This is a genomic window from Pseudomonas sp. PA-5-4B (assembly GCF_021606215.1).
GTDB classification, from domain to species: Bacteria; Pseudomonadota; Gammaproteobacteria; order Pseudomonadales; family Pseudomonadaceae; genus Aquipseudomonas; species Aquipseudomonas edaphica.
On sequence record NZ_WKDB01000032.1, the window covers coordinates 27,342 to 43,995 of the forward strand.

Annotated in this window: 14 protein-coding genes; 3 read left to right on the forward strand and 11 right to left on the reverse strand. The window is 60.3% G+C overall.

Annotated features, from left to right (window positions below):
- Positions 1–57: 57 nt before the first annotated feature.
- From GIW28_RS17050 to mtnA, 11 genes are all read right to left on the reverse strand, one after another.
- Positions 58–285 (reverse strand): LapA family protein, encoded by a 228-nt coding sequence (locus GIW28_RS17050; RefSeq protein WP_169985671.1) that lies wholly within the window; start codon positions 283–285, stop codon positions 58–60.
- A 19-nt stretch (positions 286–304) separates the two neighbouring features.
- Positions 305–598, reverse strand: a complete 294-nt coding sequence (ihfB, locus tag GIW28_RS17055; protein ID WP_003172657.1) for an integration host factor subunit beta — start codon at positions 596–598, stop codon at positions 305–307.
- 132 nt (positions 599–730) lie between these two features.
- Positions 731–1,015 carry a hypothetical protein gene (locus GIW28_RS17060; protein WP_017136101.1) on the reverse strand — a complete coding sequence of 95 codons (285 nt, stop codon included), beginning with the start codon at positions 1,013–1,015 and terminating at the stop codon, positions 731–733.
- Between the two features lie 161 nt (positions 1,016–1,176).
- Complete coding sequence (rpsA, locus tag GIW28_RS17065; protein ID WP_017136102.1) at positions 1,177–2,871, reverse strand: 30S ribosomal protein S1; 1,695 nt, start codon at positions 2,869–2,871, stop codon at positions 1,177–1,179.
- A 120-nt stretch (positions 2,872–2,991) separates the two neighbouring features.
- Complete coding sequence (cmk, locus tag GIW28_RS17070; RefSeq protein ID WP_169985669.1) at positions 2,992–3,681, reverse strand: (d)CMP kinase; 690 nt, start codon at positions 3,679–3,681, stop codon at positions 2,992–2,994.
- Positions 3,678–5,888, reverse strand: coding sequence for a bifunctional prephenate dehydrogenase/3-phosphoshikimate 1-carboxyvinyltransferase (locus GIW28_RS17075; RefSeq protein WP_236447225.1), 2,211 nt, complete (start codon positions 5,886–5,888; stop codon positions 3,678–3,680). Before GIW28_RS17075 ends, cmk begins: the two co-directional genes overlap by 4 nt.
- Before the next feature lie 28 nt (positions 5,889–5,916).
- Complete coding sequence (hisC, locus tag GIW28_RS17080; protein ID WP_017136104.1) at positions 5,917–7,029, reverse strand: histidinol-phosphate transaminase; 1,113 nt, start codon at positions 7,027–7,029, stop codon at positions 5,917–5,919.
- Between the two features lie 9 nt (positions 7,030–7,038).
- Entirely contained in the window at positions 7,039–8,133 is a 1,095-nt protein-coding gene (gene pheA / locus GIW28_RS17085; RefSeq protein ID WP_003172650.1) for a prephenate dehydratase, read from the reverse strand.
- The gene (serC, locus tag GIW28_RS17090) at positions 8,133–9,218 is read right to left on the reverse strand and encodes a 3-phosphoserine/phosphohydroxythreonine transaminase (protein WP_026013609.1); all 1,086 of its coding nucleotides are present in this window, start codon (positions 9,216–9,218) and stop codon (positions 8,133–8,135) included. The genes pheA and serC overlap by 1 nt, the downstream gene beginning before the upstream one ends.
- Positions 9,219–9,464: 246 nt before the next feature.
- On the reverse strand, positions 9,465–12,128 hold the full coding sequence (gene gyrA / locus GIW28_RS17095) for a DNA gyrase subunit A (protein WP_017136106.1): 2,664 nt from the start codon (positions 12,126–12,128) through the stop codon (positions 9,465–9,467).
- Positions 12,129–12,551: 423 nt separating this feature from the next.
- Positions 12,552–13,622 (reverse strand): S-methyl-5-thioribose-1-phosphate isomerase, encoded by a 1,071-nt coding sequence (gene mtnA, locus GIW28_RS17100; RefSeq protein ID WP_017136107.1) that lies wholly within the window; start codon positions 13,620–13,622, stop codon positions 12,552–12,554.
- A 109-nt stretch (positions 13,623–13,731) separates the two neighbouring features.
- On the opposite strand from mtnA, the gene GIW28_RS17105 reads away from it, so the two are divergent.
- The 3 genes from GIW28_RS17105 (at position 13,732) to mupP (ending at position 16,502) form a co-directional block, all read left to right on the forward strand.
- A complete protein-coding gene (locus tag GIW28_RS17105; RefSeq protein ID WP_236447633.1) occupies positions 13,732–15,063 on the forward strand; it encodes a TRZ/ATZ family hydrolase in 1,332 nt (443 codons plus the stop codon).
- A gap of 64 nt (positions 15,064–15,127) precedes the next feature.
- Entirely contained in the window at positions 15,128–15,826 is a 699-nt protein-coding gene (ubiG, locus tag GIW28_RS17110; RefSeq protein ID WP_003172645.1) for a bifunctional 2-polyprenyl-6-hydroxyphenol methylase/3-demethylubiquinol 3-O-methyltransferase UbiG, read from the forward strand.
- A 4-nt stretch (positions 15,827–15,830) separates the two neighbouring features.
- On the forward strand, positions 15,831–16,502 hold the full coding sequence (gene mupP / locus GIW28_RS17115) for an N-acetylmuramic acid 6-phosphate phosphatase MupP (protein WP_099549098.1): 672 nt from the start codon (positions 15,831–15,833) through the stop codon (positions 16,500–16,502).
- The last annotated feature ends 152 nt before the right edge of the window (positions 16,503–16,654 follow it).

Consider the following 16,654-nt stretch of genomic DNA (forward strand, 5'->3'; position numbering starts at 1 on the left):
AGTGCAAAGGGGCGGCGATCGCCTCCCCTTCCTTCCACTCATCAATAGTGGCCAGGATCAAACTCGAGTCTTGCGCCGCGCCCTGGCAACCCACGCCATCAGTGGGCCAACAAGCATTCCGACCAATAAAGCGAGCACTACGAAAACAGAAATTGGTAACTGCGGGGCTGCCCAACTCAGGAACTGCAGAGAAACCGACTGTTGATTTTCCAGCACAAATGCCACGATGCACAGCAGCAGCACCAACACTACCAGCATTGCAATAACACGCGTCAATCTACTCATGCCCACTCCCTCACGAGTATCAAACCTCGTCTTCATCCTCATTAACTCGATCGCGCAATTCCTTGCCCGGCTTGAAGTGAGGCACAAACTTACCGTCAAGGCTGACGGATTGCCCGGTTTTCGGGTTGCGACCCACTCGCGGTGCACGGTAGTGCAGGGAGAAACTGCCAAAACCACGGATCTCAATTCGATCCCCGGTAGCCAGGCATTGGGACATCTGTTCAAGCATAGTCTTGATAGCCAGCTCTACATCCTTGGATGAAAGCAGCCCTTGATGGGTGACAATTCGTTCGATCAACTCCGACTTCGTCATATTTTTCCCTTCTTTTTCAAGCAGCTAGGAAAAGCGCTTCGAAGGTTTTAGCATGACTTGGTGAATTTGAACAGCCCACCTGCCAACTTATCTGCAGCATAAACGGATACCCGGAACACATGCTTGACCCCCTCAATTACAGATCACCAACATGGTACGAGTGACAGCGCCGGCAGGGTTCCAGCCGAACAGATAGTCACCCTCCTCGTCCTTGGCATCACTGGATCGGGTGATGACCTTGTAGCCCTGCATTTTGCACTCCCGGGCAGCGCGCTTCTCACACTTGTCCCAGTTGCTGCCAAGGCCCGAGCAATCGATCTCAATGCCGCTGACGCCGCGCTTGGCGTGGGTTTTGGCACTGGTGGCAGTGCAGCCTGCCAGCAGCACCACTGCAAATAAAACGATAAGCCTGTTCATTCAAATCCTTATTGAAACAACAACACAGCGGAGCATTTGTTAAGAACTATAGTCAGCTCTGACACTGGGCTGCACGCCTTGGTTCTAACTTGTTGATTCAACGAATTTCAGGCACAAAAAAGGGCGACCGAAGTCGCCCTTTTTCTATGGTCTGACAGAACTTAGTTCTGCTTTTCCATTTGTGCACGCAGCAGGTCGCCCAGAGTGGTCGGACCCGAAGCGATGTCAGAGGTAGCTGGCTTGTCGCGCAGGCTCTGGATTGCTTCTTTCTCTTCGATCTCGTCCTTGGACTTGATGGAGAGTTGGATCACGCGGCTCTTGCGGTCAACGCTGATGATCTTGGCTTCTACTTCCTGGCCTTCTTTCAGAACGTTGCGCGCGTCTTCAACGCGGTCACGGCTGATTTCGGAGGCTTTCAGAGTCGCTTCGATATCGTCGGCCAGAACGATGATGGCGCCTTTGGCGTCAACTTCTTTCACAGTGCCTTTAACGATTGCGCCTTTGTCGTTCTCTTGAACGTACTCGGAGAACGGATCGCTTTCCAGTTGCTTGATACCCAGGGAGATGCGCTCGCGCTCTGGGTCAACCGACAGGATAACGGTGTCCAGCTCGTCGCCCTTCTTGAAACGACGAACAGCTTCTTCGCCCACTTCGTTCCAGGAGATGTCGGACAGGTGAACCAGGCCGTCGATGCCGCCGTCCAGACCAATGAAGATACCGAAATCGGTGATCGACTTGATGGTGCCGGAGATTTTATCGCCCTTGTTGAACTGGCCAGAGAAATCTTCCCATGGGTTAGATTTGCACTGCTTGATGCCCAGGGAGATACGACGACGCTCTTCGTCGATGTCCAGAACCATAACTTCCACTTCGTCGCCGACTTGTACGACTTTCGAAGGGTGGATGTTCTTGTTGGTCCAGTCCATTTCGGAAACGTGTACCAGGCCTTCCACGCCTTCTTCCAGCTCTGCGAAGCAGCCGTAGTCGGTCAGGTTGGTAACACGCGCGGTTACGCGAGTGCTTTCTGGGTAACGAGCTTTGATAGCAACCCATGGATCTTCGCCCAGCTGCTTCAAGCCCAGGGAAACGCGGTTACGCTCACGATCGTACTTCAGAACCTTGACATCGATCTCGTCGCCAACGTTGACGATTTCGGAAGGATGCTTGATACGCTTCCAAGCCATGTCGGTAATGTGCAGCAGGCCATCGACGCCACCCAGATCGACGAATGCGCCGTAATCGGTGAGGTTCTTGACGATACCTTTGACTTGTTGGCCTTCCTGCAGGGATTCCAGCAGAGCTTCACGCTCGGCGGAGTTCTCTGCTTCCAGGACGCTGCGACGGGAAACGACAACGTTGTTGCGCTTCTGGTCGAGTTTGATGACCTTGAATTCGAGTTCTTTGCCTTCCAGGTGCGTGGTGTCGCGCACAGGACGAACGTCGACCAAAGAACCTGGCAGGAACGCACGGATGCCGTTAACGTCGACAGTGAAGCCGCCTTTAACCTTACCGTTGATAACGCCCTTGACCACTTCTTCAGCTGCGAAGGCTGCTTCGAGAACAATCCAGCATTCAGCGCGCTTGGCTTTTTCACGGGACAGCTTGGTTTCACCGAAACCGTCTTCAACCGAGTCCAGAGCAACGTGAACTTCGTCACCGACATTGATAGTCAGATCGCCAGCATCGTTGTAGAACTGTTCCAGCGGGATCAGAGCTTCAGACTTCAGACCAGCGTGAACGGTTACCCAGCGAGCTTGGTAATCGATATCAACGATAACACCGGTGATGATGGAGCCTGCCTGAAGGTTCAGGGTTTTTAGGCTTTCTTCAAAGAGTTCCGCAAAGCTTTCGCTCATTTTAATTCCTGTTGATAAGGGCGAAGAATACGCCCATCTCCACACCCCAGACGGTGTGGGTCAGTTTCAGTTAAAAGAAGCCACCGCAGGACTATGACTGGTCCCCTGCGGCCTTCTTGATCACCCTGCGATATCGCGAATGGCGATTTCACTCAAGATGCGTTCCAGCACCTGCTCGATGGACAACTCCGTGGAATCCAGCTGTATGGCGTCAGCCGCCGGCTTTAGCGGGGCTACCGCACGCTGGGTATCACGCTCATCGCGTGCACGGATCTCATCTAGCAGACTCGACAGACTAACACCATCGACTTTGCCCTTCAACTGCAAGTAACGGCGGCGAGCACGCTCCTCGGCGCTGGCGGTCAGGAAAACCTTCAGCGGCGCCTCGGGAAACACCACGGTACCCATGTCACGGCCATCAGCGACCAGGCCCGGCGGCTCCTGAAACGCCCGCTGGCGCTGCAGCAATGCGTCACGCACGGCCGGCAGAGCGGCAACCTGGGAGGCCCAGGAGCCGACTTGTTCGTTGCGCAGGTCATCGGTCACGTCATCACCCTCAAGGATGATGCGCTGCGGATGACCTTCCGTCGCGCCGACGAACTGCACATCAAGGTGCGCCGCCAGCAGCTTCAGGGATTCTTCGTTGGTCAGGTCGACGCCATGGTTGCGTGCGGCAAAGGCCAGCAGGCGGTACAGCGCGCCGGAATCCAGCAGGCACCAGCCCAGGCGCTTGGCCAGAATGCCGGCGATCGTGCCTTTGCCCGAGCCGCTTGGCCCGTCGATGGTAATCACCGGTGCTTTGATATTCACAATTGAGCCTCTTGGGCAACACGGATGCCGACGTGGGCACACAGTGTAAGAAAATTCGGAAAAGACGTAGCAACATTGGCGCAGTCACGGATACGAATCGGCGCGGCCGCCCGTAGGGAGGCCACGCTGAACGCCATGGCGATGCGGTGATCACCATGGGATTGCACTTCGCCACCGCCCATTGGGCCACCGTCAATGATAATCCCATCAGGTGTCGGTTCACACTTCACGCCAAGGGCCAACAGACCATCGGCCATGACCTGGATGCGGTCGGACTCCTTGACCCGCAGTTCTTCGGCGCCACGCAGCACGGTGCGCCCTTTGGCGCAGGCCGCCGCCACGAACAACACCGGGAACTCGTCGATCGCCAGCGGCACCAGGGCCTCGGGAATCTCGATGCCTTTTAACTCAGCGGCGCGCACGCGCAGGTCGGCAACTGGCTCACCGCCCACTTCACGCGGGTTTTCCAGGGTGATATCCGCGCCCATCAGCCGCAGGATATCGATCACGCCAGTGCGCGTCGGGTTAACGCCAACGTGCTCCAGCAGCAACTCGGAGCCTTCAGCAATCGAAGCCGCCACAAGAAAGAACGCCGAAGAGGAAATATCCCCCGGCACTTCTATATGCGTAGCCGTCAATGCATGGCCCGACTCGACAGACGCCGTAGCCCCCGCCACGGCAACCGGATAACCAAACCCACGCAACATCCGCTCGGTATGATCACGGGTCGGCGCAGGCTCGGTCACCGAGGTCTTGCCCTCGACATACAACCCGGCCAGCAACAGGCAGGACTTCACCTGCGCACTGGCCATCGGCATCGAATAGTCCAGGCCTTTGAGCGCCTGGCCACCGCGAATTGTCAACGGCGGATGCCCGTCCGGTCCGGTCTCGATCACTGCGCCCATTTCCCGCAGTGGCTTGGCCACGCGGTTCATCGGGCGTTTGGACAGCGATGCATCACCGGTCAACACACTGTCAAAGCGCTGCGCCGCGAGCAACCCGGACAGCAAACGCATCGACGTACCGGAGTTACCCAGGTAGATCGGCCCCGGCGCCGGCTGCAAACCGTGCAACCCCACACCATGGATCGTCACGCGCCCGTGGTGCGGCCCTTCAATCACAACGCCCATGTCACGAAACGCCTGCAGGGTTGCCAGGGCATCTTCGCCTTCGAGGAAACCTTCGACTTCGGTCACGCCGTCGGCCAATGAGCCCAGCATGATCGAGCGATGGGAGATCGACTTGTCGCCCGGCACCCGGATCTGCCCGCTCAAGCGGCCGCCCGGTTTGGCGAGAAAGGTCTGCTCATCGGCGTTCACAGCGGTTTCCATGTAGGCCCGGCGCGCCAGGATCTTGCTGAAATGCTCACGCGCCACCCGCGCACGGGTGAACACGCCCAATAATTGATGGCCATCACCCGCATCAACCGCATCGCGCAAGGCGTCGAGGTCACTGCGGAAGGTGTCCAGGGTGCGCAACACAGCTTCACGATTGGCGAGGAAGATGTCGTGCCACATCACCGGGTCACTGCCGGCAATCCGCGTGAAATCGCGAAAACCACCGGCGGCGTAACGGAAAATCTCAAGGTTTTCGTTGCGCTTGGCCAGAGAATCCACCAAGCCAAAGGCCAGCAAGTGCGGCAAATGGCTGGTCGCCGCCAACACTTCGTCGTGGCGCTCGACCTGCATGTGCTCGACATCCGCGCCCAACTCGCGCCACAGACGATCCACCACCGCCAAGGCCGCCGGATCGGTCTGCTCAAGCGGGGTCAGAATCACCTTATGGCGACGGAACAACTGCGCATTGGACGCCTCGACGCCGCTCTGCTCGGAACCGGCAATCGGATGGCCCGGCACAAAACGCGCCGGCATGCCGCCAAATGCGAGTTTGGCGGCGCGCACCACATTGCCCTTGGCACTGCCGACGTCCGTGAGGATCGCCTGGCCAAGGTCCATATCCGCCAGCAAGGCCAGCAACTTCTCCATCGCCAGAATCGGCACGGCGAGCTGGATCACATCCGCGCCCTGGCACGCCAGCGCCAGGTCTGCCTCACAGCGGTCCACCACGCCCAGCTCCACCGCCAGCTTGCGCGATTGCGGGTCAAGGTCCACACCGACCACCTCGCCACACAGTCCGCTTTCACGCAGGCCCTTGGCGAAGGAGCCACCGATCAACCCCAGGCCGACCACCACCAGGCGACCGATCATAGGCACAGCAGGTTGCAATGCAGTGACATCAACCACGAGCCAGAACCTTGGCCAACGCCTCCAGGAAGCGACTGTTTTCGGCCGGCAAGCCAATGGTGATACGCAGGTGGTTCGGCATGCCGTAGTTGGCCACCGGGCGCACGATCACGCCTTCGCGCAGCAGGCCCTGGAACACCGGCGCGGCGACTTGGCCGAGGTCCACACAAATAAAGTTGCCCTTGGAAGGAATCCAGCCCAGGCCCAGCTCACGGAAACCTTCCTGCAGCTGCAGCATGCCGCTTTCGTTGATGCGACGGCCCTCTTCGAGGTACTCGGCATCCTTGACCGCCGCACACGCCGCCGCCAACGCCAGGCTGTTGACGTTGAACGGCTGGCGCACACGGTTGAGCACATCGGCAACCACCGCGGTGGACAAGCCGTAACCCACGCGCAGCGATGCCAGGCCGTAGGCCTTGGAGAAGGTACGCGACACCAGCAGGTTCGGGTAAGCCGCCAGGAAGTCCAGGCCGTCCGGCAGGTCGCTGCCTTCGGCGTACTCGATGTAGGCTTCGTCCAGCACCACCAGCACGTGCTCGGGCACGTCCTGCAGGAAGTCGTTCAGCGCCTGGGCGTCGAACCAGGTGCCGGTCGGGTTGTTCGGGTTGGCGATAAACACCACGCGGGTTTGCGCGTCGATGGCCGCCAACATGGCCGGCAGGTCATGCCCCCAATCCTTGGCAGGAATGACGCGGGCGTCAGCCCCCACAGCCTGGGTCACGATCGGGTAGACGGCGAACGCGTGCTCGCTGAACACCGCATTCAGGCCTGGCGCCAGGTACGCACGGCCGACCAGCTCAAGAATGTCGTTGGAACCGTTGCCCAGGGTTACCTGGTTCGGTTCGACGCGGCAGTTCTCGGCCAGCAGCGACTTGAGGGCGAAGCCATTACCGTCCGGGTAGCGGGTCAGCTCAGTCAGTTCCTCACGAATCGCCGCCAATACTTTTGGGCTTGGGCCCAGCGGGTTTTCGTTACTGGCCAGTTTTACGATCTTCGACGGGTCCAGGTTCAACTCACGCGCCAGCTCGTCCACAGGCTTGCCTGGAACGTAAGGCGACAGTTGTTGCACGCCCGGCTGAGCCAGGGCGAGGAAGTTGCCACTCATGTTAAAGCCTCACAAAACCGCTTTCGGGTAAGAGCCCAGCACCTTGAGTGCCACGGCTTCTTGACTGATTTTCTCCAGCACCCCTTTGACCAGCGGGTCGCGGTGGTGGCCGATGAAGTCGATAAAGAACACATACGTCCATTTACCGCTGCGCGAAGGGCGAGTTTCGATTCGCGTCAGGTCAATCCCGTTATCGTGGAACGGCACCAGCAGCTCATGCAGCGCGCCGGGCTTGTTGCTCATGGAGACGATGATCGAAGTTTTGTCGTCGCCGGTCGGCGGCACTTCCTGGCTGCCGATCATCAAGAAGCGCGTGGAGTTATCCGGGCGGTCTTCGATTTTTTCGGCCAGGCGCGTCAGGCCATACAGGCCCGCAGCCATGTCACCGGCGATGGCCGCCGAATTCCACTCACCCTTGACCCGCTTGGCCGCTTCGGCGTTGCTGGACACCGCCACGCGCTCGACATTCGGGTAATGCGCGTCCAGCCACTTGCGGCACTGGGCCAGCGATTGGGCGTGGGAGTAGATACGGCTGATGCTGTCGGTCTTGGTGTTCTCGCCCACCAGCAGGTGGTGGTGGATACGCAGTTCGACTTCACCGCAGATCACCATGTCGTGCTCAAGGAAGCTGTCCAGCGTGTGGTTGACCGCGCCTTCGGTGGAGTTTTCCACCGGCACCACGCCAAAATTCACCGCACCGGCCGCCACTTCGCGGAACACTTCATCGATGGCCGCCATCGGTTTGCTGATCACCGCGTGGCCAAAATGCTTCATGGCCGCTGCCTGGGTGAAGGTGCCTTCCGGGCCGAGGTACGCCACCTTAAGTGGCTGCTCCAGCGCCAGGCACGACGACATGATTTCACGGAACAACCGCGCCATCTCTTCGTTGCCCAACGGGCCTTTGTTGCGCTCCATCACGCGCTTGAGCACCTGGGCTTCGCGCTCAGGCCGGTAGAACACCGGCACTTCGCCCTCAGCCAGGGACGCCATTTTCACGCGGGCGACTTCCTGGGCGCAGCGCGCACGTTCACTGATCAGCTCCAGGACTTTCTCGTCCAGGCTGTCGATGCGTACACGCAGGGCCTTGAGTTCTTGCTCAGACATTAGCCGTGTTCCTTTTCGAACTCTGCCATGTAGGCAACCAGCGCGTTGATCGCGTGGATGTCGACAGCGTTGTAGATGGAGGCGCGCATGCCACCGACCGAACGGTGGCCCTTGAGGTTCAGCAGGCCACGTGCGTCGGCACCGGCCAGGAATGGCTTGTCCAGGCGGTCATCGGCCAGGCGGAACGGCACGTTCATCCACGAGCGGTCGGTGAGGTTGATCGGGTTGCTGTACAGGCCGCTGGCGTCGATGAAGTCGTACAGGGTGCGCTTCTTCTCTTCGTTGAGCTTGCCCATGGCGGCCACACCGCCCTGCTCTTTCAGCCATTCAAACACCAGGCCCGACAGGTACCAGGCGAACGCCGGCGGCGTGTTGTACATCGAGCCATTATCGGCCGCGACCTTGTAGTTGAGCATGGTCGGGCACAGCGAACGCGCGCGGCCCAGCAGGTCTTCGCGGACGATGTTGACCAGGATGCCGCTCGGGCCGATGTTCTTCTGCGCACCGGCGTAGATCATGCCGTATTTGGACACATCGATCGGGCGCGAGAGGATGTCCGAAGACATGTCGCACACCAACGGCACGTCACCCACTTCCGGCACCCAGTCAAACTCCAGGCCGCCGATGGTTTCGTTGGCGACGTAGTGTACGTAGGCCGCGTCTTTGGACAGCTTCCACTCGTTCTGACCCGGAATGGCGAAGTAATCGTACGGCTTGGCGGTACCCGCCACGTTGACGTGACCGTAGCGCGAGGCCTCTTCAATCGCCTTCTGACCCCAGATACCCGTGTCGATATAGTCGGCAGTGCCGTCTTCCGGCAGCAGGTTCAGCGGAATCTGGGCGAACTGCTGGCTCGCGCCGCCTTGCAGGAACAGCACCTTGTAGTTGGAAGGGATGTCCAGCAAGTCGCGCAGATCCTGCTCGGCCTTGGTGGCGATGGACACAAACTCATCGCTGCGATGGCTCATTTCCATCACGGAGAGGCCTTTTCCATGCCAGTCGAGGAGTTCACCCTGCGCACGCTGCAGGACTGCTTCAGGAAGCGCCGCGGGACCGGCACAGAAGTTATAGGCTCTCTTGCTCACATCCAATCTCACTCTGATCTGGTTGGGGCTGCAATCATGTTCGGCAACGGCCTTGCGCTGGCGCGAGCCCTTGTGGGAGCTGGCTTGCCTGCGATACAGGCACCTCGGTAGTTGCAGTGATACCGCGGTGATGCTATCGCAGGCAAGCCAGCTCCCACAGGGATCGAAGCCAGACCAAGGACATGTGTTTCAAAGGGGACACAAACAACAAGGGGGCGAATCTTCATCCGCCCCCTGTGTGTCCGCTTATTCCTGCGGTTCTTCTTCGTCTGCGGCAGCATCGAGGGTTGGCTCGTCGACGTTGTCATCGCCGGTTGCGATCACCTCGCCATCGAACACCGCACCGTCTTCGCCTTCCAGCTCTTCGCCTTCGACTTCCGATGGCTCCTGAACGCGCTCCAGGCCTACCAGCGTTTCGTCGCTGGCCAGCTTGATCAGCGTCACGCCCTGGGTGTTACGGCCCAGGCTCGACACTTCAGCCACACGGGTACGCACCAGAGTGCCCTGGTCAGAAATCAGCATGATCTCCTCACCATCAAGCACCTGCACCGCGCCAACCAGACGGCCGTTGCGGTCGTTGCTGACCATGGCGATTACGCCCTGGCCGCCACGCTTGTACTCCGGGAACTCGCTGATGGCGGTCCGCTTGCCATAACCACGCGCCGAAGCGGTGAGGATCTGGCTGCCTTCTTCCGGGATCAGCATCGAAATCAGCTTCTGCCCTTCCGGCAGACGCATACCGCGCACACCGCGAGCGGTACGACCCATGGCGCGAACGTCGGATTCCTTGAAGCGTGTCACTTTGCCGCCATCGGAGAACAGCATGACTTCACGCTCGCCATCGGTGATGGCCGCAGAGATCAATACGTCGCCTTCGTCCAGCTCCAGGGCGATCAGGCCCACGCTGCGCTGGCGGCTGAAGGATTCCAGCGGGGTCTTCTTCACAGTACCCTTGGCGGTGGCCATGAAGATGAAGTGACCTTCGGTGTATTCCTCGACTGGCAGCATGGTGGTGATGTATTCATCACTGTCCAGCGGCAGCAGGTTGACCAACGGACGACCACGGGCAGCGCGGGAGGCTTCCGGAATCTCGTAGGTCTTGAGCCAGTACACCTTGCCTTTGCTGGAGAACAGCAACAGCGTGGTGTGGCTGTTGGCAACCAGCAGGTGAGCGATGTAGTCCTCATCCTTCACGCCGGTAGCCGATTTACCTTTACCGCCACGACGCTGAGCCTGGTACGCAGCCAATGGCTGGGTCTTGGCGTAGCCACCGTGGGAAATGGTCACCACACGCTCTTCTTCCGGGATCATGTCACCCAGGGTCAGGTCGAGGCGCGCATCGAGGATTTCGGTGCGGCGCACGTCGCCGTATTCGGCACGGATCACTTCCAGTTCTTCGCGGATCACTTCCATCAGGCGCACAGCGCTGTTGAGGATGCGGATCAGCTCGCCGATCTGGTTGAGAATCTCCTGGTACTCGGCCAGCAGTTTCTCGTGCTCCAGGCCGGTCAGACGGTGCAAACGCAGTTCCAGAATGGCCTGGGCCTGTTCCGGCGACAGGAAGTACTTGCCGTCGCGCAGGCCGTATTGCGGGTCCAGGGTTTCCGGACGGCACGAATCGGCACCGGCACGTTCAACCATCGCCACGACGGCGCTGGATTCCCACGGCATCTTGATCAGCGCTTCCTTGGCTTCCGACGGCGTCGGCGAAGCCTTGATCAGCGCGATCACCGGGTCGATGTTCGACAGCGCTACCGCCTGGCCTTCCAGGATGTGGCCGCGCTCGCGGGCCTTGCGCAGTTCGAACACGGTGCGGCGGGTGACCACTTCGCGGCGGTGACGCACGAAGGCTTCGAGCAGGTCCTTGAGGTTCAGGATGCGCGGGCGGCCGTCGATCAAGGCCACTACGTTGATACCAAACACGCTTTGCAGCTGGGTCTGGGCGTAGAGGTTGTTGAGGATCACCTCAGGCACTTCGCCACGACGCAGCTCGATCACCACGCGCATACCGTCTTTGTCAGACTCGTCGCGCAGTTCGGTGATGCCTTCGAGCTTCTTCTCTTTAACCAGCTCGGCGATCTTCTCGATCAAACGCGCCTTGTTCAGCTGGTACGGGAGTTCGGTAATGACGATCTGCTGGCGGCCACCGACCTTGTCGATGTCTTCGATCATCGAGCGGGCGCGCATATAAATGCGGCCACGGCCGGTACGATAGGCTTCGATGATGCCGGCACGGCCGTTGATGATCGCGGCAGTCGGGAAGTCCGGACCGGGGATGTATTGCATCAGCTCATCGACGGTCAGCTCAGGGTTGTCGATGAGGGCCAGGCAACCGTCGATGACTTCACCGAGGTTGTGCGGCGGGATGTTGGTGGCCATGCCCACGGCAATACCGCTGGAGCCGTTGACCAGCAAGTTGGGAATACGGGTTGGCATGACGGCCGGGATCATTTCGGTGCCGTCGTAGTTCGGCACCCAGTCCACGGTTTCTTTATGCAGGTCAGCCAGCAGCTCGTGCGCCAGCTTGGTCATGCGTACTTCGGTGTATCGCATGGCCGCAGCGTTGTCGCCGTCGACCGAACCGAAGTTGCCCTGGCCGTCTACCAGCAGGTAGCGCAGGGAAAACGGCTGGGCCATCCGAACGATGGTGTCGTACACCGCAGTGTCGCCGTGAGGGTGATACTTACCGATCACGTCACCGACAACACGGGCAGATTTCTTGTACGGCTTGTTCCAGTCGTTACCCAGCTCGCTCATCGCGAACAGCACACGCCGGTGCACGGGCTTCAAGCCATCGCGCGCATCAGGCAGTGCCCGACCGACAATTACGCTCATTGCGTAGTCGAGGTAGGACTGTTTCAGCTCGTCTTCGATATTGACCGGGAGGATTTCTTTGGCCAGTTCGCCCATGAGAAGCCTGATTCCTTTTTCGGGTGAAACCTCGTCACATCCATATGGGACGAACGAAGCTCGCCGTTGCTGGCAGAGTGCCTGACAACGACTTACGACAAATCAACGAGTTATGACACGGATCTGCACGTTATGGGCAACCCCTCGGGGCGGCCCTGGAAACCGCCGGATGTTATCACAATCGCCGCCACGCACCTATCCCCCTGATGCGCATGGAGGCTAGTAATTTGACGGATGACAGGCTTGAGAGGGACGAGAGAGGCTCAGAGCGGGGTGGGTGCTGTTTTTTGAGGCTGGATCCAAGGGTTTTATTGACTTACAGGGCCAATCGCGGGCAAGCCCGCTCCCACATGTTGGCCTGCGAGCACCGTAAGTGTGGGAGCTGGCTTGCCTGCGATAGCGATCCAACAGCCACCAAAGCCCTCAATGCAGGCGCTTACGGCACATCAACTTGGCCAGCTTGGCAGTATCGGGCCGTTCGACAATGCCTTTTTCGGTCACGATCACATCAATCAGGTCCGCCGGCGTCACATCGAAGACAGGATTAAACGCCGCAACCTCCAACCGCTGCCCGCCCACCTCAAGCAACTCCGCGGCATCACGCTCTTCCAGGCTGACATCATCACCGGTGGCCATCATCAAATCGAGCGTCGAACTGGGCGCCACCACCATAAAACGCACGCCGTGGTGCATGGCACACACCGCCAATTGATAAGTGCCGATCGGGCCGATCACATCACCATTGGCCGCAATGCAGTCGGCGCCGACCACGACCCAGGTCACGCCCTTGGTCTTGAGGATATGCGCCCCCGCCGAGTCGGCATTGACCGTGGCCGGGATACCCTCGCCCGCCAACTCCCAGGCCGTCAGCCGCGAACCTTGCAGCCACGGGCGGGTTTCGTTGACATAGACATGTTCGACCAAACCCTCGAGGAACGCTGCGCGGATTACCCCAAGGGCCGTGCCCACGCCGCCAGTGGCCAGGGCGCCCGCATTGCCATGGGTGAGGATCGCCTGGGCGTTGCCCTGGTGCTTGCGGATGCGTTCGAGGCCCAATTGGGCCATGACCAGGTTGGCTTCGCGGTCGCTTTCATGGATCGCAATGGCTTCGGCTTCCAGCACCGCCAGCGGGTCGGCGTGTTTTTTGACCCGATCCAGGCGGTCACGCATGCGCTTCAAGGCCCAGAACAGGTTAGCGGCGGTCGGACGGCTATCGGCCAGCAATGCATAGTCTTCTTCCCATGCCGCCTGCCAGTCACCGCCTTCGGCGATCCGCTCGCGGGCGGCCAGCACCAGGCCGTAGGCAGCACTGATGCCGATAGCCGGCGCGCCACGCACAGTCATGCTGCGAATGGCTTGGGCGACTTCAGCCGCCGTGGTGCAGGCCACCCAGGTTTCCCGCGAGGGCAAGGCACGCTGATCGAGCAGGTGCAGTGCGCCATCACGCCAATCGATGGCCTTCACTTTCTCTGCAGCTAACAGTCGGTCGCGCATCCCTTACCCCGCACTCATGAACAAAAGCCGCCGATTATAGCGATCCGCCAGCCAGGACGCTCGGGTATACTTCGCCCTTCTTTTATAGCTGCCTGGGAAGAAGCCTGCGATGACCTCCACTGCCGCCCCGCTCGACTTATTGCTGCTGCCAACCTGGCTGGTACCTGTCGAACCCGCTGGCGTGGTGCTCAAGGAGCACGGCCTGGGCATCCGTGACGGGCGCATTGCGTTTATCGGGCCACGGGCGGCGGCCTTGAAGCTGACAGCCAGCGAAGTGCGCGAGCTGCCGGGCATGCTGCTCAGCCCCGGTTTGATCAACGCCCACGGCCACGCGGCGATGAGCCTGTTTCGCGGCCTGGCCGACGATCTGCCGCTGATGACCTGGCTGGAAAAACACATCTGGCCCGCCGAAGCCAAATGGGTCGATGAAGCTTTCGTGCGCGACGGCACCGACCTGGCCATCGCCGAACAGCTCAAGGGCGGCATCACCTGCTTCTCGGACATGTACTTCTACCCCAAGGTCGCCAGCGACTGCGTACATAACAGCGGCATGCGCGCGCAGATCGCGCTGCCGATCCTCGACTTCCCGATCCCAGGCGCCAGCAGCGCTGATGAGGCGATTCGCCAGGGCGTGGAGCTGTTCGGCGACCTCAAGCACCACCCGCGTATCAAGATCACCTTCGGCCCTCACGCGCCTTACACCGTGAGCGATGAGAACCTGGAAAAAATCCGCGTGATCGCCGAAGAACTGGACGCCGCCATCCATATGCATGTGCACGAAACCGCCTTCGAAGTGCAACAAGCCGTGGACAAGACCGGCGAACGCCCACTGGCGCGCCTGGGCCGTCTGGGCCTGCTCGGCCCACGCTTCCAGGCCGTTCATATGACCCAAATCAGCGAGGGCGACCTGGCTTTGCTGGTAGAAAGCAACACCAGCGTCATCCATTGCCCGGAATCGAACCTGAAACTGGCCAGCGGCTTTTGCCCGGTAGAGCGTCTGTGGCAGGCTGGCGTGAACGTGGCCATCGGCACCGACGGCGCGGCCAGCAACAATGACCTCGACCTGTTGGGCGAAACCCGCACGGCGGCGATGCTGGCCAAGGCTGTCGCGGGCTCGGCCACTGCCCTGGACGCCCATCGCGCCCTGCGCATGGCTACGCTCAACGGGGCGCGCGCCATGGGCCTGGACAGCGAGATTGGCTCGCTCGAAGTCGGCAAGGCGGCGGATATCGTCGCATTCGATCTTTCGGGGCTGGCGCAACAACCGATCTACGACCCGGTCTCAACGCTTATATATGCCACCGGACGCGAGTGTGTGAAACACCTTTGGGTCGCCGGCAAGCAGTTGCTCGACGACCGGCGATTGACCCGCATGGATGAACAACAGTTGACCGCCACGGCCATCGCCTGGGGCCAACGGATCAGCGGGCACAGCGAATAACGAAGGTCTTGAACCGCGCCGTTCAGGACTGAATAACCGATTTATCAGATTTAGAGGATTCACCATGAGCAACGTCGACCACGCCGAAATCGCCAAGTTTGAAGCCCTGGCCCACCGCTGGTGGGACCGCGAAAGCGAGTTCAAACCCCTGCACGACATCAACCCGCTGCGCGTCAACTGGATTGACGAGCGCGTCAACCTGGCCGGCAAGAAGGTGCTGGACGTCGGTTGCGGCGGCGGCATCCTCAGCGAAGCCATGGCCCAGCGCGGCGCCACCGTGATGGGCATCGACATGGGCGAAGCGCCGCTGGCCGTGGCCCAACTGCACCAGCTGGAATCCGGCGTGAGCGTCGAATACCGCCAGATCACCGCCGAAGCCCTGGCCGAAGAGATGCCCGAGCAGTTCGACGTGGTTACTTGCCTTGAGATGCTCGAGCACGTGCCAGACCCGTCCTCGGTGATCCGCGCCTGCTTCCGTATGGTCAAGCCGGGCGGCCAGGTGTTCTTCTCCACCATCAACCGCAACCCCAAGGCCTACCTGTTCGCGATCATCGGCGCCGAATACATCATGAAGCTGCTGCCGCGTGGCACCCACGACTTCAAGAAATTCATCCGCCCAAGCGAGCTGGGCGCCTGGAGCCGTCAGGCCGGGCTGACCGTCAAGGACATCATCGGCCTGACCTACAACCCGCTGACCAAGCACTACAAGCTGGCGAGCGACGTGGACGTCAACTACATGATCCAGACCCTGCGCGAGGAGTAAGCCTGTGAAGTTGCGAGCAGTTCTCTTCGACATGGACGGCACCTTGCTGGACACCGCGCCGGACTTTATCGCGATCTGCCAGGCCATGCGCACCGACCGCGGCCTGGAGCCGATCAACCCCCAGCACATCCGCGATGAAATTTCCGGCGGGGCACGGGCGATGGTCGCCGTGACCTTCTCGATGGACCCCGAATCGCCTGGCTTTGAAGCGTTGCGCCTGGAGTTCCTGGAGCGCTATCTCAAGGGCTGCGCAATCCACAGCAAACTGTTCGACGGCATGGCCGAGTTACTGGAAGACATCGAGAAATCCAAACTGGTCTGGGGCGTGGTCACCAACAAACCGTTGCGCTTTGCCGAACCGATCATGCAGCAACTGGGCCTGGCCGAGCGTTCGGCACTGCTGATCTGCCCGGACCACGTGAAGAACAGCAAGCCCGACCCCGAGCCGCTGATCCTGGCGTGCAAGATGCTCGACCTGGACCCGGCCAGCGTGTTGTTCGTGGGCGATGACCTGCGCGATATCGAGTCTGGCCGCGACGCTGGCACCCGCACTGCGGCGGTCACCTTCGGCTACATCCACCCGGACGACAACCCACGCAACTGGGGCGCCGACGTGGTAGTGGACCACCCGCTGGAGCTGCGCAAGGTGCTGGATAACGCGCTGTGCAGTTGCTGATTGTTCGAGATACCCACTAGCACTGAGATCACTGTGGGAGCTGGCTTGCCTGCGATAGCGGCCTGCCAGCTAGCACTTGCGGTGACTGATACTCCGCCATCGCAGGCAAGCCAGCTCCCACATGAAATGGATTCCACTTCAAGGCCTGTTTC

Excerpts from the sequence above, each read along its gene's own strand:
- GIW28_RS17050 (WP_169985671.1), bottom strand. The coding sequence starts at position 285 with ATGAGTAGATTGACGCGTGTTATTGCAATGCTGGTAGTGTTGGTGCTG.
- ihfB (WP_003172657.1), bottom strand. The coding sequence starts at position 598 with ATGACGAAGTCGGAGTTGATCGAACGAATTGTCACCCATCAAGGGCTG.
- GIW28_RS17060 (WP_017136101.1), bottom strand. The coding sequence starts at position 1,015 with ATGAACAGGCTTATCGTTTTATTTGCAGTGGTGCTGCTGGCAGGCTGC.
- rpsA (WP_017136102.1), bottom strand. The coding sequence starts at position 2,871 with ATGAGCGAAAGCTTTGCGGAACTCTTTGAAGAAAGCCTAAAAACCCTG.
- GIW28_RS17075 (WP_236447225.1), bottom strand. The coding sequence starts at position 5,888 with ATGATCGGTCGCCTGGTGGTGGTCGGCCTGGGGTTGATCGGTGGCTCC.
- hisC (WP_017136104.1), bottom strand. The coding sequence starts at position 7,029 with ATGAGTGGCAACTTCCTCGCCCTGGCTCAGCCGGGCGTGCAACAACTG.
- pheA (WP_003172650.1), bottom strand. The coding sequence starts at position 8,133 with ATGTCTGAGCAAGAACTCAAGGCCCTGCGTGTACGCATCGACAGCCTG.
- gyrA (WP_017136106.1), bottom strand. The coding sequence starts at position 12,128 with ATGGGCGAACTGGCCAAAGAAATCCTCCCGGTCAATATCGAAGACGAG.
- mtnA (WP_017136107.1), bottom strand. The coding sequence starts at position 13,622 with ATGCGCGACCGACTGTTAGCTGCAGAGAAAGTGAAGGCCATCGATTGG.
- GIW28_RS17105 (WP_236447633.1), top strand. The coding sequence starts at position 13,732 with ATGACCTCCACTGCCGCCCCGCTCGACTTATTGCTGCTGCCAACCTGG.
- ubiG (WP_003172645.1), top strand. The coding sequence starts at position 15,128 with ATGAGCAACGTCGACCACGCCGAAATCGCCAAGTTTGAAGCCCTGGCC.